At 53.1% G+C, this 18,137-nt stretch carries 17 protein-coding genes; 7 read left to right on the forward strand and 10 right to left on the reverse strand.

All coding sequences use genetic code 11. The features are described from left to right. Nucleotides 1-5 precede the first annotated feature (5 nt). The 3 genes from ntrB to A0G03_RS21300 all read right to left on the reverse strand — a co-directional run bounded on the left by ntrB (nucleotide 6) and on the right by A0G03_RS21300 (nucleotide 4,323). Nucleotides 6-920, reverse strand: coding sequence for a nitrate ABC transporter permease (gene ntrB, locus A0G03_RS21285; protein ID WP_048259826.1), 915 nt, complete (start codon nucleotides 918-920; stop codon nucleotides 6-8). A 12-nt stretch (nucleotides 921-932) separates the two neighbouring features. Beyond that, nucleotides 933-2,192, reverse strand: a complete 1,260-nt coding sequence (locus tag A0G03_RS21290; protein WP_048259505.1) for a CmpA/NrtA family ABC transporter substrate-binding protein — start codon at nucleotides 2,190-2,192, stop codon at nucleotides 933-935. An 841-nt stretch (nucleotides 2,193-3,033) separates the two neighbouring features. Further along, nucleotides 3,034-4,323, reverse strand: a complete 1,290-nt coding sequence (locus A0G03_RS21300; RefSeq protein WP_048259503.1) for a nitrate regulatory protein — start codon at nucleotides 4,321-4,323, stop codon at nucleotides 3,034-3,036. Between the two features lie 226 nt (nucleotides 4,324-4,549). Between A0G03_RS21300 and A0G03_RS21305 the strand changes: the two genes are divergently transcribed. The 7 genes from A0G03_RS21305 to A0G03_RS21335 all read left to right on the forward strand — a co-directional run bounded on the left by A0G03_RS21305 (nucleotide 4,550) and on the right by A0G03_RS21335 (nucleotide 11,137). After that, nucleotides 4,550-6,289 (forward strand): phage tail protein, encoded by a 1,740-nt coding sequence (locus tag A0G03_RS21305; RefSeq protein WP_241771495.1) that lies wholly within the window; start codon nucleotides 4,550-4,552, stop codon nucleotides 6,287-6,289. Continuing rightward, the gene (locus A0G03_RS21310; RefSeq protein WP_048259502.1) at nucleotides 6,289-6,906 is read left to right on the forward strand and encodes a tail fiber assembly protein; all 618 of its coding nucleotides are present in this window, start codon (nucleotides 6,289-6,291) and stop codon (nucleotides 6,904-6,906) included. The genes A0G03_RS21305 and A0G03_RS21310 overlap by 1 nt, the downstream gene beginning before the upstream one ends. A gap of 528 nt (nucleotides 6,907-7,434) precedes the next feature. Next, nucleotides 7,435-9,012, forward strand: a complete 1,578-nt coding sequence (cydA, locus tag A0G03_RS21315) for a cytochrome ubiquinol oxidase subunit I (RefSeq protein WP_048259501.1) — start codon at nucleotides 7,435-7,437, stop codon at nucleotides 9,010-9,012. A 14-nt stretch (nucleotides 9,013-9,026) separates the two neighbouring features. Further along, on the forward strand, nucleotides 9,027-10,166 hold the full coding sequence (cydB, locus tag A0G03_RS21320) for a cytochrome d ubiquinol oxidase subunit II (RefSeq protein WP_048259500.1): 1,140 nt from the start codon (nucleotides 9,027-9,029) through the stop codon (nucleotides 10,164-10,166). A 19-nt stretch (nucleotides 10,167-10,185) separates the two neighbouring features. After that, complete coding sequence (gene cydX / locus A0G03_RS21325) at nucleotides 10,186-10,290, forward strand: cytochrome bd-I oxidase subunit CydX (RefSeq protein ID WP_010278781.1); 105 nt, start codon at nucleotides 10,186-10,188, stop codon at nucleotides 10,288-10,290. A 151-nt stretch (nucleotides 10,291-10,441) separates the two neighbouring features. Beyond that, nucleotides 10,442-10,807 (forward strand): YidH family protein, encoded by a 366-nt coding sequence (locus A0G03_RS21330; RefSeq protein ID WP_048259499.1) that lies wholly within the window; start codon nucleotides 10,442-10,444, stop codon nucleotides 10,805-10,807. A 3-nt stretch (nucleotides 10,808-10,810) separates the two neighbouring features. Then, nucleotides 10,811-11,137, forward strand: coding sequence for a DUF202 domain-containing protein (locus tag A0G03_RS21335; protein ID WP_048259498.1), 327 nt, complete (start codon nucleotides 10,811-10,813; stop codon nucleotides 11,135-11,137). A gap of 53 nt (nucleotides 11,138-11,190) precedes the next feature. On the opposite strand, the gene fdhE is transcribed toward A0G03_RS21335, so the two are convergent. The 7 genes from fdhE to hutW all read right to left on the reverse strand — a co-directional run bounded on the left by fdhE (nucleotide 11,191) and on the right by hutW (nucleotide 17,971). After that, a complete protein-coding gene (fdhE, locus tag A0G03_RS21340; protein WP_048259497.1) occupies nucleotides 11,191-12,120 on the reverse strand; it encodes a formate dehydrogenase accessory protein FdhE in 930 nt (309 codons plus the stop codon). 253 nt (nucleotides 12,121-12,373) lie between these two features. Then, nucleotides 12,374-13,813: an aminotransferase-like domain-containing protein gene (locus tag A0G03_RS21345; protein ID WP_048259496.1), complete on the reverse strand. Its 1,440-nt coding sequence runs from the start codon at nucleotides 13,811-13,813 to the stop codon at nucleotides 12,374-12,376. 108 nt (nucleotides 13,814-13,921) lie between these two features. After that, a complete protein-coding gene (locus A0G03_RS21350) occupies nucleotides 13,922-14,644 on the reverse strand; it encodes a glutamine amidotransferase (RefSeq protein ID WP_048259495.1) in 723 nt (240 codons plus the stop codon). 236 nt (nucleotides 14,645-14,880) lie between these two features. Continuing rightward, entirely contained in the window at nucleotides 14,881-15,357 is a 477-nt protein-coding gene (locus tag A0G03_RS21355; protein ID WP_223254627.1) for a YlaC family protein, read from the reverse strand. Nucleotides 15,358-15,516: 159 nt separating this feature from the next. Then, nucleotides 15,517-16,146, reverse strand: a complete 630-nt coding sequence (locus A0G03_RS21360) for an NAD(P)H-binding protein (protein WP_048259493.1) — start codon at nucleotides 16,144-16,146, stop codon at nucleotides 15,517-15,519. Further along, the gene (gene hutX / locus A0G03_RS21365) at nucleotides 16,143-16,643 is read right to left on the reverse strand and encodes a heme utilization cystosolic carrier protein HutX (RefSeq protein WP_048259492.1); all 501 of its coding nucleotides are present in this window, start codon (nucleotides 16,641-16,643) and stop codon (nucleotides 16,143-16,145) included. The genes A0G03_RS21360 and hutX overlap by 4 nt, the downstream gene beginning before the upstream one ends. 14 nt (nucleotides 16,644-16,657) lie before the next feature. Next, nucleotides 16,658-17,971, reverse strand: coding sequence for a heme anaerobic degradation radical SAM methyltransferase ChuW/HutW (gene hutW, locus A0G03_RS21370; protein WP_048259491.1), 1,314 nt, complete (start codon nucleotides 17,969-17,971; stop codon nucleotides 16,658-16,660). Nucleotides 17,972-18,137: the final 166 nt, after the last annotated feature.

The raw sequence follows: 18,137 nt of genomic DNA on the forward strand, positions 1-18,137 counted from the left end.
GCTCCTTAGCGGTTGTCATAGCTGAAACGGTTAGCAATCCACACCAGCCCCTGCTCAAGCAGCAGACCGATAACGCCAATCACCACGATGGCGATGATGATGTTTTCCACATTCAGGTTGTTCCACTCATTCCAAATCCAGAAGCCGATACCGACGCCACCCGTCAGCATTTCCGCTGCCACAATCACCAGCCAGGCGATACCAATCGACAGACGCACACCGGTCAACACGTTAGGCAGCACCGCAGGTAGTAGAATTTTGCGCATGATGGTGAATTCGGAAAGCTTCAGCACCCGCGCCACGTTCAGGTAATCCTGTGGGATACGGCGCACGCCTTCGGCGGTATTGAGGATCATCGGCCAGATGGAACAGATGAAAATCGTCCAACTGGATGCTGGCTCCGCACGCTGGAACAGCAACAGGCCGATAGGCAGCCATGCCAAGGGACTGACCGGGCGCAGCAGAGAAATAATCGGGTTGAGCATGTTGGCCAGAAAGGTAAAACGACCAATCAGGAAGCCAGCGGGTATACCAACCAGCGCCGCCAGCCCGAAACCGATAGCCACGCGTTGCAGCGAGGCCAATACGTTCCAGCCAATGCCCTGATCGTTCGGCCCTGCTATGTAAAACGGATCGGCAAAGAGGCTGAGCGCCGCGAGCCAGGTCGTCCACGGCGTTGGAAAGTTTTCGCTGTTGAGCGCAGCAATTTGCCAGACGGCAATCAGCAGCCCCAGCCCCAGTACCGCGGGGAAAAGTTGCTGAAACAGCTTACGCAGCAGCGGGCGGTAGGCAAAAGCGGGAGCCGCTGGCGCTTTCCCAGGCGTCGCGGGTTTAGTTGGCAGCGGCATAATCTCGGCGCTGTGTACAGTTTCCGGGGCGTTATCTGCGGTAATTGGAATGACCTGGGCCTGGTTTTTCATCATCAACCTCACTTATTTCTTCACGCTAAAACTGTTGGCATAACCCGCCGGATCGCTACCGTCCCAGCGACGACCGTCGATGAGCACGCTGCTGCGCATGTCGCTACCGGGCAAGGGCACATTCCCTACGGCATCGGCTGCCTGCTTGTAGATATCAATACGGTTAACCTGCTTCGCGACGGCCAGATAGTCCGGTTCTTCGGTGAGCAAGCCCCAGCGTTTATGCTGGGTGAGGAACCACATCCCGTCGGACAGATACGGGTAGTTCACCGAACCGTCGTGGTAGAAACGCATCGCGTGTTCGTCTTTCCAGCTTTTCCCTAATCCGTTTTCGTACTGACCCAGCATGCGTCCGACAATGGTTTCTTCTTTAGCATTGATGTAAGCGCGTCCGGCAACCACACCAGCCGTCTCACGGCGGTTGTCGTCCGAAGCATCAATCCAGCGCGACGCGTCGAGGATCGCGGCGGTCAACGCACGGGCGCTATTCGGGTTGGCGTTCACCCAGTCAGCGCGAGTGCCTAATACTTTTTCCGGATGATCCGGCCAAATGTCTTGCGAAGTGGCGGCGGTGAAGCCGATGTTTTCACTGATGGCACGCTGGTTCCACGGTTCGCCAACGCAGTAGCCAACCATGTTGCCAATCTTCATGTTCATCACCATCTGCGGCGGCGGTACTACTACGGTGCGCACATCGTTCAGCGGATGAATCCCCGCAGAGGCCAGCCAGTAGTAGAGCCACATGGCGTGTGTGCCGGTCGGGAAGGTTTGCGCGAAGGTGTAAGTACCCGCAGGGCTGGCGGAGACATATTTTTGCAGTGCGGCGAGATCGGTAACGTTGGCTTCACGCAGCTGATTCGCCAGCGTGATCCCTTGCCCGTTCTGGTTGAGCGTCATCAGTGCCGCCATGTTGCTCTGCGACCCGGACAGCCCCATTTGCAGGCCGTACAGTTGACCGTACAGAATGTGCGCGGCATCCAGCTCGCCCGATACCAGCTTGTCACGTACCGCAGCCCAACTGGCTTCTTTGCTGGGAACAATAGTGATGCCGTACTTCTTATCGAAGCCTTTCACTGCCGCCATCACAACCGAAGCGCAATCTGTTAACGGGATGAACCCAACCCGAATTTCCTTTTTCTCCGGCCCATCGGAACCCGCAGCCCAGGCACTATTCATCAATCCTGGCAGCATCAGGCTGCCTCCCAGCGCGGCGCTCCCCAACAGAAATTGGCGGCGAGAGACGGTTATGCTTTTGGTTTTGGAATCACTCATCAACGACACCCTTGCGCAAAATGCCTTTTCAGGCGGTAAAAACAAAAACGGCGCCCACAAGCCCATGCAGAATCTGCACGCTTATGGACGCCGTTGTCCGATTAACACCTTCCGCACCGCCGTTGGTCCGAAACGCATTATGAATGTTTGGTTGTTGCTAATGAGTTAAAGCAAGGTTTGTGCCAGCTATCACAGTTTTGCGTACCGTCCCTTCGCAGGGGCGGTTTATTAATCACATATCTATACAGGTTCAGAGACAGTTTCGTGCGCCATACCTCACCCTTTAATCTGCGATATCTCACACGCGCCCGACGCAGGGCGCTCAAGCGCCGCAGCCCTGCGAACCCTGGCTTCCGGCTAAATTATGCCGCTCACTCGGCCATCATGCTCACCGCTGCATAATTTTTACGCCACTTGAAAGTAAGGCACTAATAAATAGTGAAATTTATGATTTACGACCACAAAAGAACAGGGGGGATCGCGGTTTGTCTTTTCTGCCGCGTAAATTACGCTGAGGACAAATCAGTCTCCAGGATGAGCAGCATGGACGCTGCGAAAGTGGCTGCCGCGCCGGGAGCGCGTCAGCCACGGTCCGTCAGGTGACTGATTTTCCGAAGGAACCGCGCAGCGGCGTAATTTCCCGCGAAAAAGCCTCGGGTCACGGGGCGGCGGCGACTGAGCGCCCCGTGTCGTGCGTGTGCTACGACGTAGCATAGAAATAGCGATCTTTTTACGCACGAAACCACCACCCACAACCATTGACTCCGCGATTTCCTCTTCACAAGACGGAGTCTTGCACCGCCAACTAGCAGAACACGCACAGTTCATGTGCATATACCCCTTAAGGGGTATCCCCGAATACATCTGCCACCGCGAGCATCGCCGTCGCGATTTCAATGAGCTTTTTATTCTGGCTCATCGCCATGCGCCTAAGGGTTTTGTAGGCTTCTTCTTCGCTTAATCCACGGTGCTGCATGAGTAAGCCCTTCGCTCGGTCGATCTGTTTTCTTTCATTCAACGTAGCCCGCAGCGCGGTCAATTCATGATCCAATACCTGCAAACGCCGTGACTGTTGTTGCACAAGCGATAGCAGCGATCGTCCCAACTGTGGGCTGACGCCATCGCTATGCAGCCAGCCGGGCTGCGCGTTTTGCCCTTCCACGTCGTGACCAGCAACAAATATCGAATAACCTGGATCATCGCTTTCCTGCTGCGCCATCAACGCTTCAAAATCTGCCTGCTGATCGCTACATGCCTTTTCCGCAGCCGCAATACGGGTACGGCAGCGTTGCATCAGCGTCTGCTCCAGTTCATCCTCCATCTGTTTCATTTCGTCGATGCGCCGTGTAGCAATCGAAAACCAGTGCAGGCTATCGGCTTCCGATAGTTTTTCTATCGGGCTTCGGGTACACACAATGCGACGCAGACGTTCAAACTCGCTGTCCACTTCGATAGCACGCCAGCGTTGCAGGCTTTCTTCATCGCTAAAATTCAGGAAGGTATCGAAGCAGCGCTCCTGCCGTTCGATCAAATCCAGCAGCTTTTGCCGAGTGTCCTCATCGACACTGCCTGCCGCATAAGCCGCCGCGCCGACAGCACGCTCCTGCCCTGCCAGCTCTTTGCCCTGCATAAAACTGAACATGGCAATCAACGCGCGGGAAATCCCCGGATCGGCCGCCGTGTCCGATACCTCAAAAACCAGTGCCAGCAGGTTACGGATAATGTCGTTAAAGAATGTCATCGCCTGAGGCTGGGGCAGCAAACGCTGGCGAATCTGCTGACGCAGTGCGGGCAGCAGGCTCAGCGCATAAACCACGCTGGCAACACGGCTGAATAGACGGCTCGCCTGCGGCAATTCCTCCGTCATTTTTTCCAACCCGGCCAGATGCATCATCAAATGCGTCTGCGCTGCCTGCACGTCTTTTTCACGTAGCGCCAGTTCATCGGCGAAGAAGCGGCCATCGGAACAAAGAAACAGATTGGCAGTTCCCCGTTCGCGCTGCAATAAATGCACAAGCTGGCTGATTTTTCCCACCAGTTCACCACTTTGTAGCAGGTGGCGCAGGCTGTTTAGCTCACATTGGCGCGAGGCAAGTAAAAATCGAATTGTCGTTGAAGGCTCCGCCACCATCGCTGTCTCTCCTGAAAAAAACCACTATCAGGAAGATGCAATTAATGCGCCAGTTACATTAGCCCACAGCGGGCAAGCGGCAAGGACATGCTGTCCGCACGATGACAGCTGCTTTCATGCACTTTTCACTTTAATTTTTAAACTCCGTTGCTAAACCCTAGCCACCTCAGAAGGTACGCTCTGCACCGTTACTAACACTGTTTTATAGCCTCAGGAGCGCATGAGCGTGGCGAATTTATCTGAACAAGAAGACTGGATTGATGGGATTTATCAGCTTGAAGTATCGGATCGCGTTATCGCAGGTCCAGGGGGAATTTCCAACCGTCAGGCAGAGCAGTTAGCCAGCCGCACGGCTTACCTGAAAAAAATGCAGGAAACGACTGGCGATAGTTTGCAAAAACATCTCGCAGCTAGCGACCCGCATTCGCAATATGCCCCCAAAAATAGCCCAGCGCTAACGGGAACGCCTACCGCACCAACGACAGCGCAAACGGCAAACAACACGCAGATTGCCACCACGGCATTTGTGAAATCGGCCATTGCCGCACTGATCAATGGGTCTCCGGCGGCACTGGATACGCTGCAAGAGTTAGCGAATGCGTTAGGTAATGACCCTAACTTCAGCACAACCATCTTGAATGCGATTGCAGATGTGAAAACTGACGCGACCAATAAGCTGAATGCTCATGCTGCCATCCTCGATGCACATCCCCAGTATGCCCCGAAAGCCAGCCCTGCATTCACGGGAACACCAACAGCACCAACGGCAGCCTCCAGTTCTAACGATATGCAACTGGCGACCACAGCCTTTGTGAAAACCGCCGTGGCAGCATTGGTCAACGGCTCGCCTGCGGCGCTCGATACGCTACAAGAGTTGGCGAATGCGTTGGGGAATGATCCGAACTTCAGCACAACGGTGCTGAATGCACTGGCGGGGAAACTGGCAAAAAACCAGAACGGGGCGGATATCCCGAACGCTGTATTGTTCCGTAAGAACATAGGAATAATCGAGTCGGCATGGGGCAGCAAAGCCGTGCAAATAAGCCGCGTCAATATTCTTGATTATTTTAAGAGCAATACAGCATCAAATTTATATCAAGCCGATCCGGACAATGTCACGGGGCTACCTGTTGGTTTCGGCCCAAGCATCATGGAATGGAAATCATCGACTGATGGGTTTGGTGTACTGAGCGTCGTCGATGTCACTAATCCATCAAAATCTGCATGGGTGGTATTGAAAGGTGGCAGTTGGCAAGGGTGGGTCACTCCGGTTTTTTCTCATGCACACGTCACTCGTATCCCATCCAGAATTATAGAAATCCATGACCCTGATTCATACGATGATTATGTGATCGAATACGGTTCTGTTAATGGAAACCCATCGCATTGTTATATTGATTTTCATACCGATGGAAAAAGCGATACAGATTATAATTCACGTCTAGCTGTCATCCCACCCGCGCCCGGCGAAACGTTGTCAGATGTTATTTTTCTGTCGAAAAAGTTACAGCACAACTATCACGACGTATGGACGAAAGGGAACCTAACACCATCCGCGATTGGCGCTATGCCCACATCTGAGCTCGCAGGCATGCCGCAGCTATTCCCCGGTGCCGTGGCGCCAGAAGGCTGGCTGAAATGCAACGGCCAACAGTTTGACAAAGCGCAATACCCTATTCTGACCTATCGCTATCCCAGCGGTTTTTTGCCAGATCTACGCGGCGAATTCGTGCGCGGTTGGGATGACGGGCGTGGTGTTGATGCTGGGCGTGCGTTGATGTCACACCAATCAGACGAGTTGAGAGAGCACACACATAGCGGCGTGCCGTTGCTGCGTAACGATTCCGATCGCGGAAGCGGATCATCGAATTTCTCTGTAGATGATATCGGAACAACGAGCACGACAGGTGGGAATGAAACTCGTCCCCGCAATATCGCCTTCAACTACATCGTGAGAGCAGCATAATGAGCAACTATTCAACACAAATTAAAAACGCAGAACTGAACGAACACGGCTTGGCAATTAACACAGGCTGGATTACGGTTTATCACGTTAATCCGGCTACGCAGGAATATCAGAGCGCCAGCTATGAGTATGTTATGCAAGGTGTTGGTCTTCCTGCCGATAGCTATGCCGACGAGCCTGAACTGCCGCCAGTTGGACAAGCCCTGCGCCGTTCCACTGATGGTAAATCATGGGAACAGGTGCCGGATTATCGCGGCCAGACGGTTTACAGCACAGAAACCCGCCAGCAGCAGACGGTGATGCAATTCGGCATTCTGCCTGAAAACATGACGTTTCTGGCTCCGGCAACCGAGTTTGACAAGTGGGATGGAGCAACGTGGGTGACAAACCTGGAAGCACAACAACTTGCCTCGACCAAAAACCAACAGCAGGAGCTGGCGGCGCGACGCGCGACGGCAAATACCCGAATTACCGAGCTAAGCTACGCGGTGGATTTAGCCATTGCCACGGATGAAGAGCAACAGCGGCTAACCCAATGGAAAATTTATCTGGTCGAGTTGAGCCGCCTTGATCTCACTGCCGCATCCGTTGTGTGGCCAGAATCCCCGCTCATCTAATCGGTAACACCAGAAATTCATTACAAAATGTAGATGTGCCGTATTTAACGTACGGCCATTTCAGAATTTTTAGTCAGAATGCCCTGATAATCCCCATTATTATTTATCAACAAATGTAAAATTAAATAAAAAATGAAACTGTTATATTTATCAATTACAAATCTGTACTATTTAATTTAACCCCACGCTAAAACATCAATCAAATAGCAAAATAAAAACCCAATTAATATTTATTAATGAGATTAAAATTTACATACATCAAATAAATCAGAATATAAAACCAAAATAACAGTATTAAAGATAAAGTCATCAAATCAACAAACTGTACTATTTATCCTCCAGTTTTTGCACGGTATAATCCCCGCACGTCTCACTCACTATTCATTCTTATCTCACTTCAATCAGTGAAGTTAATTTCCGACGGATGCAAATACCGTCGACGTTAATTTATTCGCATTTATTCATCACTATTTATTCCGGCAAGTATCGGAATAACTGCATTTTCCTGCCTGTAGCTAGGAGCGTAACATGTTTGATGTCGTCGAGCTGTCGCGGCTGCAATTTGCCCTGACTGCCATGTACCACTTTCTTTTCGTCCCACTGACTCTGGGGTTGTCTTTCCTGCTGGCCATTATGAACACCACGTATGTGTTAACCGGCAAGCAAATCTACAAGGATATGACCAAATTCTGGGGCAAGCTGTTCGCCATCAATTTTGCACTGGGTGTGGCAACTGGTCTAACACTGGAATTCCAGTTCGGCACCAACTGGTCTTACTATTCTCACTACGTGGGCGATATTTTTGGCGCACCGCTGGCGATGGAAGGGCTGATGGCGTTCTTCCTGGAATCCACGCTGGTCGGTCTGTTCTTTTTCGGTTGGGATCGCCTGACTAAAGTCCAACATATGATGGTGACCTGGTTCGTCGCGCTAGGCTCCAACTTCTCCGCCTTGTGGATTTTGGTCGCCAACGGCTGGATGCAAAACCCGATTGCCGCCGAATTCAATTACGAAACCATGCGCATGGAAATGCTGAGTTTCGCCGAACTGGTGATGAACCCTGTCGCACAGGTGAAATTCGTACACACCGTGGCAGCAGGCTACACCGCGGGCGCGATGTTCGTGCTGGGGATCAGTTCTTACTATCTGTTGAGAGGCCGCGATGTCGCGTTTGCCAAGCGCTCGTTCGCCATTGCAGCCAGTTTCGGTCTGGCCTCAGTGCTGTCCGTCATCGTCTTAGGTGATGAATCCGGCTATGTGATGGGCGATGTGCAGAAAACCAAGCTGGCAGCCATCGAAGCCGAATGGGAAACGCAGCCCGCTCCCGCCTCTTTCACGCTGTTCTCCATTCCTAATCAGGAGACGATGCAGAACGATTATGCCATCCACGTTCCTTATCTGTTGGGGTTGATTGCCACCCGTTCGCTCGACAAACCCGTCGTCGGCATTAAAGACCTGATGGCGCAGCATGAGATACGCATTCGTAACGGTATGACGGCCTATGATCTGCTGGAGGAACTACGTTCGGGCAACAGCGACCCCACCGTTCGCGCACGTTTTGAGGCTGCAAAGCACGATCTCGGCTATGGCCTATTGCTTAAGCGCTACACCGATGACGTCGCTAACGCCAGTGAAAATCAGATTCAGCAAGCCACTAAGGATTCAATTCCTCGCGTCGCACCGCTGTATATTGCGTTTCGCCTGATGGTCGGATGTGGCGTGCTGATGCTCGCTATTTTTGCCCTGTCGTTCTGGAGCGTCATACGCGGCCGCATGGGAGAGCGTAAATGGCTGCACCGCGTGGCGCTGTACGGTATTCCCCTGCCTTGGATCGCCATTGAATCCGGCTGGTTTATCGCTGAATACGGTCGTCAACCTTGGGCGGTCGCCGAAGTCTTGCCTACCGCTATCGCCAATTCGTCCCTGGAAGCACACGATATTCTGCTATCGATGGGGCTGATTTGTGGGCTGTATACGCTGTTTCTGGTCGCAGAACTGTACCTGATGTTCAAGTTTTCCCGACTGGGGCCAAGCAGCCTGAAAACCGGCCGTTATCATTTTGAACAGCCGACAACACCGCCACTCGCCACACCTGCAAAACCTTAACGGGAGCCACAATAATGCTGGATTATGAAACATTACGTCTGATTTGGTGGGGATTGATTGGCCTGCTGTTCATCGGCTTTGCCATCACTGATGGCTTTGATATGGGCGTGGGCATTCTGCTGCGCCTACTGGGAAAGAGCGACACCGAACGGCGGGTGATGATTAACGTGATCGCACCACACTGGGACGGCAATCAGGTCTGGCTGATCACCGCGGCAGGCGCGCTGTTTGCCGCCTGGCCGATGGTCTATGCTGCTGCCTTTTCCGGTTTCTATTTCGCTATGATTTTAGTCTTGGCCGCCCTGTTTTTCCGCCCGGTTGGCTTTGATTACCGCTCAAAACTGGAGAATCGCCGCTGGCGTAATATGTGGGACTGGGGCATTTTTATCGGCAGCTTCGTTCCCACGTTGGTGTTTGGCATCGCACTCGGGAACCTATTGCAGGGCGTGCCATTGAGCGTAGATATGTATTTGCGCCTCACCTACCACGGCGGATTCTTTGGCCTGTTGAATCCGTTCGGGTTGCTAGCGGGGTTAGTGAGTGTCGCTATGATCGTCTCCCACGGCGCGATTTACCTGCAAATGCGTACCACCGATGCACTTCAACGTCGTGCGCAAAAAACGGTCCTGATCGCCAGCGTACTCATGAGCATCACCTTCTTACTGGCTGGCTTCTGGGTACTAACCGGAATCGACGGCTATGTGATTACCTCCGCGCTGGATAAAGCAGCGCCGTCCAATCCATTGAAAAAAGAAGTGGTCCAGCAGGCCGGTGCCTGGTTAACCAATTTTACGGCGTATCCCGTGCTATGGACTATCCCAGCTTTGGGTGTGATTCTGCCATGGTTCACGAGCCTCTTCTCACGCGTGAACCGCTGCGGTTGGGGATTTCTGACGTCGTCACTAACGATTGTCTGCGTGATTCTGACCGCGGGGATTACGCTATTCCCCTTCGTGATGCCTTCCAGCTTTGATCCCAACGTTAGCCTGACCATCTGGGATGCCACCTCCAGCCAGCTTACGCTTCAGGTGATGACGATTTTAGCCTGCATTTTTGTCCCCACCATCCTGATCTATACCAGCTGGTGTTATTACAAAATGTTTGGCCGAATCGACGCACGTTATATCGAAGAAAATAAGCATTCCGTTTACTAACGACTTGAGGAGAAAGAAGATGTGGTATTTCGCCTGGATACTCGGCACGCTGCTGGCCTGCGCGTTCGCACTAGTCACCGCATTGGCAGTAGAGAATCATGAAGCGGGGAAAGACGCGTCCTGATAAAACGACGCGCCGCTATGGGTGCCTCATCATGCCGTGCTGATACAATCATCGTTGATACAATCAGGGCAGACGAAATCCGCCAAGGGCGCTAGAATGCAAACGCAGCGCCCCAGCGGATATCCTTTTCAACCTGAAATCAGATGACGACATGACAACACCCAGACAGGACAAAACTCCGTGGTGGAGCCAAGGGAAAACCCCAGACTACCGTTTTTCATTAGCGAATGAGCGCACCTTTCTAGCGTGGATCCGCACCGCGCTGGCGTTTCTGGCGGGTGCAGTCGGTATCGATCAATTTACTGTGCATATCGATCCGCTGCTGCGTCAAGGGCTGTCGTTGTTACTGGTCGTCAGTGCGGCGCTGCTTGGCGGCTTGGCCTATCGTCGGTGGGTCAGCAATGAAAAAGCCATGCGGCAGGAAAATGATATGCCGTACACGCCGATGCTGCTGATTGTGACGCTGTTTATCACCCTCATTGCTATCGCACTCGCCGCCATGATTCTGCTCGGGTAACGCATGGAGACGACTCGCGATCCGGGGTTACAGCCACAGCGAACCGGCATGGCGTGGTCCCGAACCCTGTTTGTGATGCTGATCAATAGCCTGCTGTGTTTTCGCCTCAGTATCGTCGACGACAGCCGCGCGGTGTTCGCCTGCGCTATGCTGCTCTTATGCGTTTCCGCTCTGATGTCGGTGCTGGCGATTGTGCGTTATCGTTTTAATGCCAGTTGCCAGTTGGTGCTATCACGCATTAGTCACGGGCTGATCGTGCTGACATCCGCGTCCATTGTGATCACTGCGCTGGTATTGCTGCTGCACTTCAGCGGTGTGTGGCAGAGGTAGGTTTTCTGAAAGAAAGGCGGTGAAGCACAAACGCGCTTCACCGATTAGGCAGGCTATTCGATCGAACTTTCTGGGAACAGGAACGGGTTGATGCTACTGCGAGAAAAACCTTCTTCCTCCATTTTCACATCCAGCACCAGCGACGCCAGATCGTCGGCGACGGCTTCCACGCGGTGATCTTTTTCCTGATATAACAGCTTCAGATACGTACCGCAGTGACCACAACTTTCTGCTTTGATAGCGGAATTTTCGCTATCCAGCGACCAGTAATTGAGTTCGCTGGACTCTTCGCAGTTGCTGCATTTCACCCGCACCATGTGCCATTCGCTCTCGCACAGATTACAGTGCAGATAACGCAGTCCGCTGGACGTGCCTAACTGCACCACGCCAGAGACGGGAATGCTGCCGCACACAGGGCAGAACTGGCGGTGTTCACCAGGTACAGCGCGCGCTTTGCCGGGCAACAGGCTAGCCATCTGCGCCCAATACAGCGACAGTGCCGCCCAGATGAACGGGGCTTTATCGTTGCTTTCGGCACGAAACTCGTGTTGCAGCAGCGCCGTCGCCTGTTCTTCCAGCTCCTGTACTGAGGCTTTTTCCAGATTCTCCAGCGTGGATAATACCTGTCCGCTGGCATCCGGTTTCAATTCTTCGATCAACGCACGCAGCAGCGTGTGCCAGTGCGCATCACGCGGGAACACCGTGATATCGAGCGGCGGGCGTTCGCCAGACTGTTTCAGCACATCACTCAGATCAAGCTGCAGCGGATGATCGTGCAACACCTTCTGCTGGGCTTCCACCACGCCTGCGGCGAAGGTGAGATAATCTCCCAGCGGGTGATCTTCAGCTAACTGACGCAGGCGCTCCGCGCGACTGCTGTACAGGCTTTTCAGATTGGCAAAAAGCAGCGGAGGGATATGCCCTTCCCGCGTTGATTGTTCATTCTGTTCTAACTGTTCCTGAGGAACAATGCGAATACTCATCAGGGGGATTTTTCCTGTTATTTACGTTGTCTATCCGATAGATTTCGGAACGCGGGAAGGCTGTCAGCGCGATCCGAAAGATAGCGGGTATCGCTCACCTTTAATAGGGATTATACCTGTCGCGCCGATCGACTTCCTGATTTCTGGCAAGGTTATGCCTGTTTTTAACCATCGCCGCAGCCTTCCCCCTTTCCGCCATAACGGGAACAGTAGCAGAAAAGCAGCAAGCTTCTACACACCCACAAAGAGGTGCTCAGGTAAGACGAGAGGATAGCTGCGCCCTAATCAGTGAGGCTAATGCGATCACACTTTGCTCGCAGCGAGCGTCCCAGTCGTAGGACGCGTTGAAGCGGAAGTAGCGATCGTATTTATCGCCAGTCGTAAACATTTTTCCCGGCGCAATACTAATGCCTCGTTCCAGCGCGCGACGGTAGAGCTCCGTGCTGCTGACGCCCTCAGGCAATTCCAGCCAGAGAAAATAGCCACCTTGCGAATGATTAATGCGGACTTCACCCGGAAAGTGTCGACGTAGCGACTGTAGCGCCGCATGTTTTCGTTGCTCCAGCGCCCGGCGCAGGCGGCGCAGGTGGCTGTCATAGCTGCTGGTCGCCAGATAATCCGCAATCGCCAACTGCATCGGCGCGCTGGTTGATAATGTACTCATCAGTTGTAAACGCTGAATACTTCCTGCATAACTCCCCGCCGCCACCCAGCCGATGCGGAACCCTGCTACCAGGTTTTTAGAAAACGAGGAGCAGTGCAGAATCGTGCCTTTTTTATCCAACGCCTTGGCGGGCAACGGACGTTGCAGGCCGGTATAAAGCTCGCTGTAGACGTCATCTTCTACCAGCCCAACTCCGTGGTTTTCCAGCATCGCCACCAGCCGCTGTTTCTTCTCCCAGGACAGCGTGCAGCCGAGCGGATTATGGAAATTAGTCATCAGCCAGCAGGCTTTGATCGGATAGTCATTCAATGCCTGCTGTAGCGCATCAAGATCGATGCCCTGCTGCGGATCGGTAGCAATCGCAATGGCTTTGAGCTTAAGACGTTCAATCGCCTGTAGCGCACCGTAAAAAGCGGGAGATTCGATCACCACGTAATCACCCGGTTCCGTCAGCACCTGAAGGCTGAGATTGAGGGATTCCATCGCCCCCGCCGTAATCACAATCTCATCGGGCGAAACGGCAATACCCTGCAACGCATAGCGCTGGGCGATATTCTTCCTCAGGCTTTCATTACCCGGCGGCAAATTATCCAGCGCGCTTTGCGGCTGCATATGACGCGCCACCGAGGCCAACGAGCGCGTCAGTTGACGTTGTGGAAAGAGCTGCGGATCGGGGAATGCCGATCCGAAGGGCATCACCGCCGGATCTTTGCTGGCCTGAAGTACGTCAAAAATAAACGCGTTAACATCCACGTCTTCGGTAAGCTGGACGCGATCCAGCCCAACGGGCGAATACAGGTTGTCTGCTGGCGTGGTGGACAGCTGTGGTGCCGCGTAGTAACCCGATTGCGGACGCGACACAATCAACCCCTGACTTTCCAGCAATTGATACGCATGCAGTACCGTCATCAGGCTCATGCCAGAATGCAGTGATTTTTCCCGCAGCGAGGGCAGTTTGTCGCCCGGCTGCCAGATACCTTCCTGAAGCTGCTCACGGATCTGGTGAGCAAGCTGTTCAAACTTTGCCATAGCGCTACGGTTTCGCTGGATGAGAATGCCATTATTTTGGATTCGATCATCACCGATGGGTGACGATCGAGCAGGACGTTTTAACGAGAACAACACGTTGAACGCGCGCTATTTCGCCGCGTAACGCTGTACGAAATCCAGCAGAATTTTACGTGCCCAGATAGGCTCTTGTTGAATATCCATCATCCGATCGACATCCCAACCGCCCTGTCGCAGCGCCGTTTCATTATGACGCAGGCACGTCAACATAACGTCAGCGTTGAATTCTGGGTGGAACTGCACGGTCAACACTTTCTCGCTGTAGCGGATAATCTGACAGCCGTCCATCTCTGAACTCGCCAGTACCTGCGCACCTGCTGGCGCTTCCAGCACGGATTGCTGGTGGGTCAGATAAGCGCCGAACTGCGGCGGATAGTCACGCAGTAAAGGATCTTGTGCCGCAACGCCATGGGTTGTCACAACCTGAACACCGACTTCCTTGCCGTTTGGGTTATCGCCAACTTTACCGCCCAGCGCATCGGCCAGCAGTTGGTGCCCATAACACACGCCTAGCAGCGGGACATCTGCGTAATACGCCTCGCGCAGCCAGCCAGCGGTGTATTCGCTCCAGTCCAGCCGATCCGTGACCATCGACCACGAACCGGAGATAATTACGGCAGCCAGCGCGTCAAACGGCGGCAGCAGCTCCCCGAGATCGGGACGAACCACCTGCACTGGCTGCGTTTTACCCTGTACCGCATCGCTAAACCACTTCCCCTGTTGCCCAACCTGAGACGCGATGCCTTCCGGCGGTTGGCCCAACTGAATCACCAGCAATACCTTTTCGCTCATCGTCCTGTTCTGCCTGTATTTGAGAAACCATCAACCAGGAAAACTATCGGTCTGAAAAATCAAAAGAAATGCGACATCCGTCGCTTACAATGAACGTAGCACTCTGTTTTTATGAAAACCAGTCTTTATGAAAACAAATCCCTGAGCAATCCAGACACATACAAACTTCAGCATGGTGAAAACGACGGGATTATCTGGTCATTAGGAAAGTAGATAGTCGGAGGGGAGATCGCTGGCTATGCAGAAGGCTGTTGCCGATAGGCCAACGAAAAAACGTCATAGAAATCAACATCACCTTTGGTACGTTGAATTTTCTCTATCCCCGCTTTCACTGCGGACGGTACCTGCTCGTTGCGTAGCAGCTTATCCAACGTGTCCTGCGATACGTGGCGGATCGTAAACCACTCACCGTTATAACAAACACGTAAATCCAGCGTATCAATGTCTTCAAAGCGATAGGTCGGGTTGATATCCATCGAGAGTGCCAGCGTCATCACCAGCAGGAAGACGGTAAAGCCGATCAGGTACGGCAAACCAAAATAAGAGGCATAAAAGAGGATAATCGCAACCGGCACATAGCTCGCCAGCATCGCGGCAAACAGATAAGGGTGTGACTGCATGAATTTGCGGCTAAAACGTATTTTATTGTCGCGTTTTTCTTCCCGATTGATACGTTCGATCTCTTCGGTCAGAAGGCGTTTTACTTCGTCCATCGTCATCACCATCATGCTTAATGAATACAACACTGCTGGCGTCGATTAGAACATAGCCACCTGAGAGATAACAGATACAGTTCTCGACAGATTAGCTATAACAGTTCGCCGGTTGCCGGGATAACGATCCCAGCAACACTGATAACAGAATAGCGGGGATTACGGAATAGCGGGCATGGTGAGATCGGGATCGATCAGATTGTAGATGTGATTATCAAACACGGGCTGTTGCAGCAATTGATCAACCGCCAGCGCCACATCCGAGCGTGATACCAATCCCAACGTAGCTGTACCTTGCGTCAGTTTCGCATTGTGCGTCGCCACTACGTCCAGCAGACCGCCGGGACGGACGATACAATGATCCAACGTGCTGCTTTGCAGCCAGCTTTCTGCCAGCGATTTCTCACGTACCGCAAAGCCAAACGCGGCTCTGGCGCGTGGCGACAGTAGCGGCCAGCTATCACCGCAGCCCAGTGAGGTCACCAGCAGCATACGCTTGATGCCTGCCTGCTCTGCGCCGTCAATCACCGTGCGGTGTCCCTGATAATTTACCGTACCACCACCCATCGTCGATACCACAATAGCGGACGGCCCAGCAACACGGCAGGCTTCTGCCACCGTTTCTGGGTCGCAGGCATCACCTTCCACAACGGTCATCCCCTGCTCACGCCAGTGTTTAGCCTGTTCAGGATTGCGTAATACCAGTACTACTGCCTGCTCGCACTCAATGGCGCGCTGTAATAAGCAAGCACCCACCCCATTGCCTGCGCCGAAAAGTAACCACGTCATACCTGCTCCGGTTGTAATTCACTCGCCAGCGCGTGGAACGCATCAACCTGAGCGCTCAGCAGCTGGCGGTGGCTGTCTCGTCCAAGGAAGATTTTAAACATCGCCGCACCACTGGCATTAAAGAACACCACGGACGCCGTGTCCATCCCCATGAACTTACGCTCGATAAACGCAATGTGCTGACAGCTCGTCGCACGAATGTGTCCACTCAGGCCATTTTTGCCACGCAAATTAAAGTAACCGTGGCGGTGCGTACCGGTTGGTAACTCGCTCTTGAATTCCAGAATCGCATCCGCCGTGTGGCTAATGAGCGTCACTTCACCCCAGGTCGCAATCGTGTCCCACACCTGATCGAAACGATCGCCCGTCGCCAGCGTACGCTGAGCCGCAGGCAACACCTCAACGACGGCAAACAGCGACGTATTGTACTTTCCGGCAATATCTTCCAATGTGCCATCAGGGTTGGTTGCCAGTAATTCATTCAGTGTCATGGTCATGATTGCGTCTCCGGTTAGTAGGCATGCTCTTCGGCATTAAGCTGAGGGATAATTTGTTGTAATGCCTGCATCAGGTTATTCGCCCAAAAGCGGCCATCGTTGGTCAAGCGCAGGCAGGTGGAATCGTCACAGGTCAAACCGGCCTCATGCCACTGACTCAGCAATGGCTGAAGTTCACGGGCATGTTGGGTCAGTTGAGGCAGTTTGATGCGCCCAACCTCAATACCCGCCTGAAGCTGATGCTGCCAGCGCCCGGTGGAACTGGCTGGCGTCATCATCATGATCGGTTTTTGCCCCTGATCGATCTGCTGGTAATAGCGCTCCAGACTGCGTTCCATCATGTAAGCCTGTCCGTTTATATTGCCGCCTGCGCCACTTCCCATTGCCAGGCAGTCCGCGCCTTGCTTAATCAGTAAGTTGTACAGATTGCGTTCACGCGTAGTGCGTGCCCAGTGGCTATTGCTAAGCTGGTGCCAGCCAGCATCGGCCAGAAATGCCGCGCCAGTCCGGTAAAAGTCACGCCGAGCGACCACATCAGGCAGCGCAACACGCTGGTTTTCGGCCGCTTTCGCCAGCGGCGTTGTCGGTAACAGATTAAGTGCGTACAGATCGACGCCGTCTAACGGTAAATCGCTGACGATCGCCAGATCTTCGCGCCAGATTTCCGGCGTTTGTTCCGGCAAGCCGAACATCAGATCGCATACCACTGCGGCTCTGTCCCGCTCACACAGGCGTTCAAGAAAGCGGATTGACTGCTGTTTATCCGAGGTACGCGCCATACGCTGGCGAATACGGGTATCAAACGTCTGAATCCCAATGGAGAAACGGTTCGCGCCTGCATCCAGACAGGCATCGATTCGCTCATCATCAAAATCCATCGCCCGTCCTTCTACCGTGATTTCACAGTCCGGTGCTAAGGGCAGCGAAGTGCGAATCGCACGAATGATTTGCGACAGTTCATCAGCCGCCAGCGCCGTTGGCGTACCGCCGCCAAAGTAGACCGCGTGAATGGGTGCTGACTGATGTAGCGGGCTGTCCGCTTCCATCGCTAATTCTTGCAACAGATAGCGGGTGTAGGTCGCCGTGCTGTCATCACGCAGTTTGTTTTGGTAAAAACCGCAGAACGTGCAGTGCGTGGCGCAAAAAGGAATGTGCAGATAGAGCAGACGCTTACGCGCAGGTACACTCTGCTGCTTCAGCGTCTGCCAACCGGCTGGAATTTGTTCTGGTGAAAGTGGCACATGGTTGCGCCAAGGCATTGCCATACGTCGGGCGCTAAAAGGCTGCTCACCGGGCTCGGCATAATACGGCGTCAAATCGATGTTCATTAACGGCCCCCAAATAATCAATAAAATAAATTAAATGATAATTATTTTTATTTGGCAACCTGACGGAAGCGTAAATGAGTGGGCTGAATTTGAATGCCGAAGAATAACGACAGGAATTAACAAATTGCTTTCTTTTGTGCAAACTGAAAGCATGACAAGAGAAAGT

It is taken from the genome of Pectobacterium peruviense, from assembly GCF_002847345.1.
GTDB classification, from domain to species: Bacteria; Pseudomonadota; Gammaproteobacteria; order Enterobacterales; family Enterobacteriaceae; genus Pectobacterium; species Pectobacterium peruviense.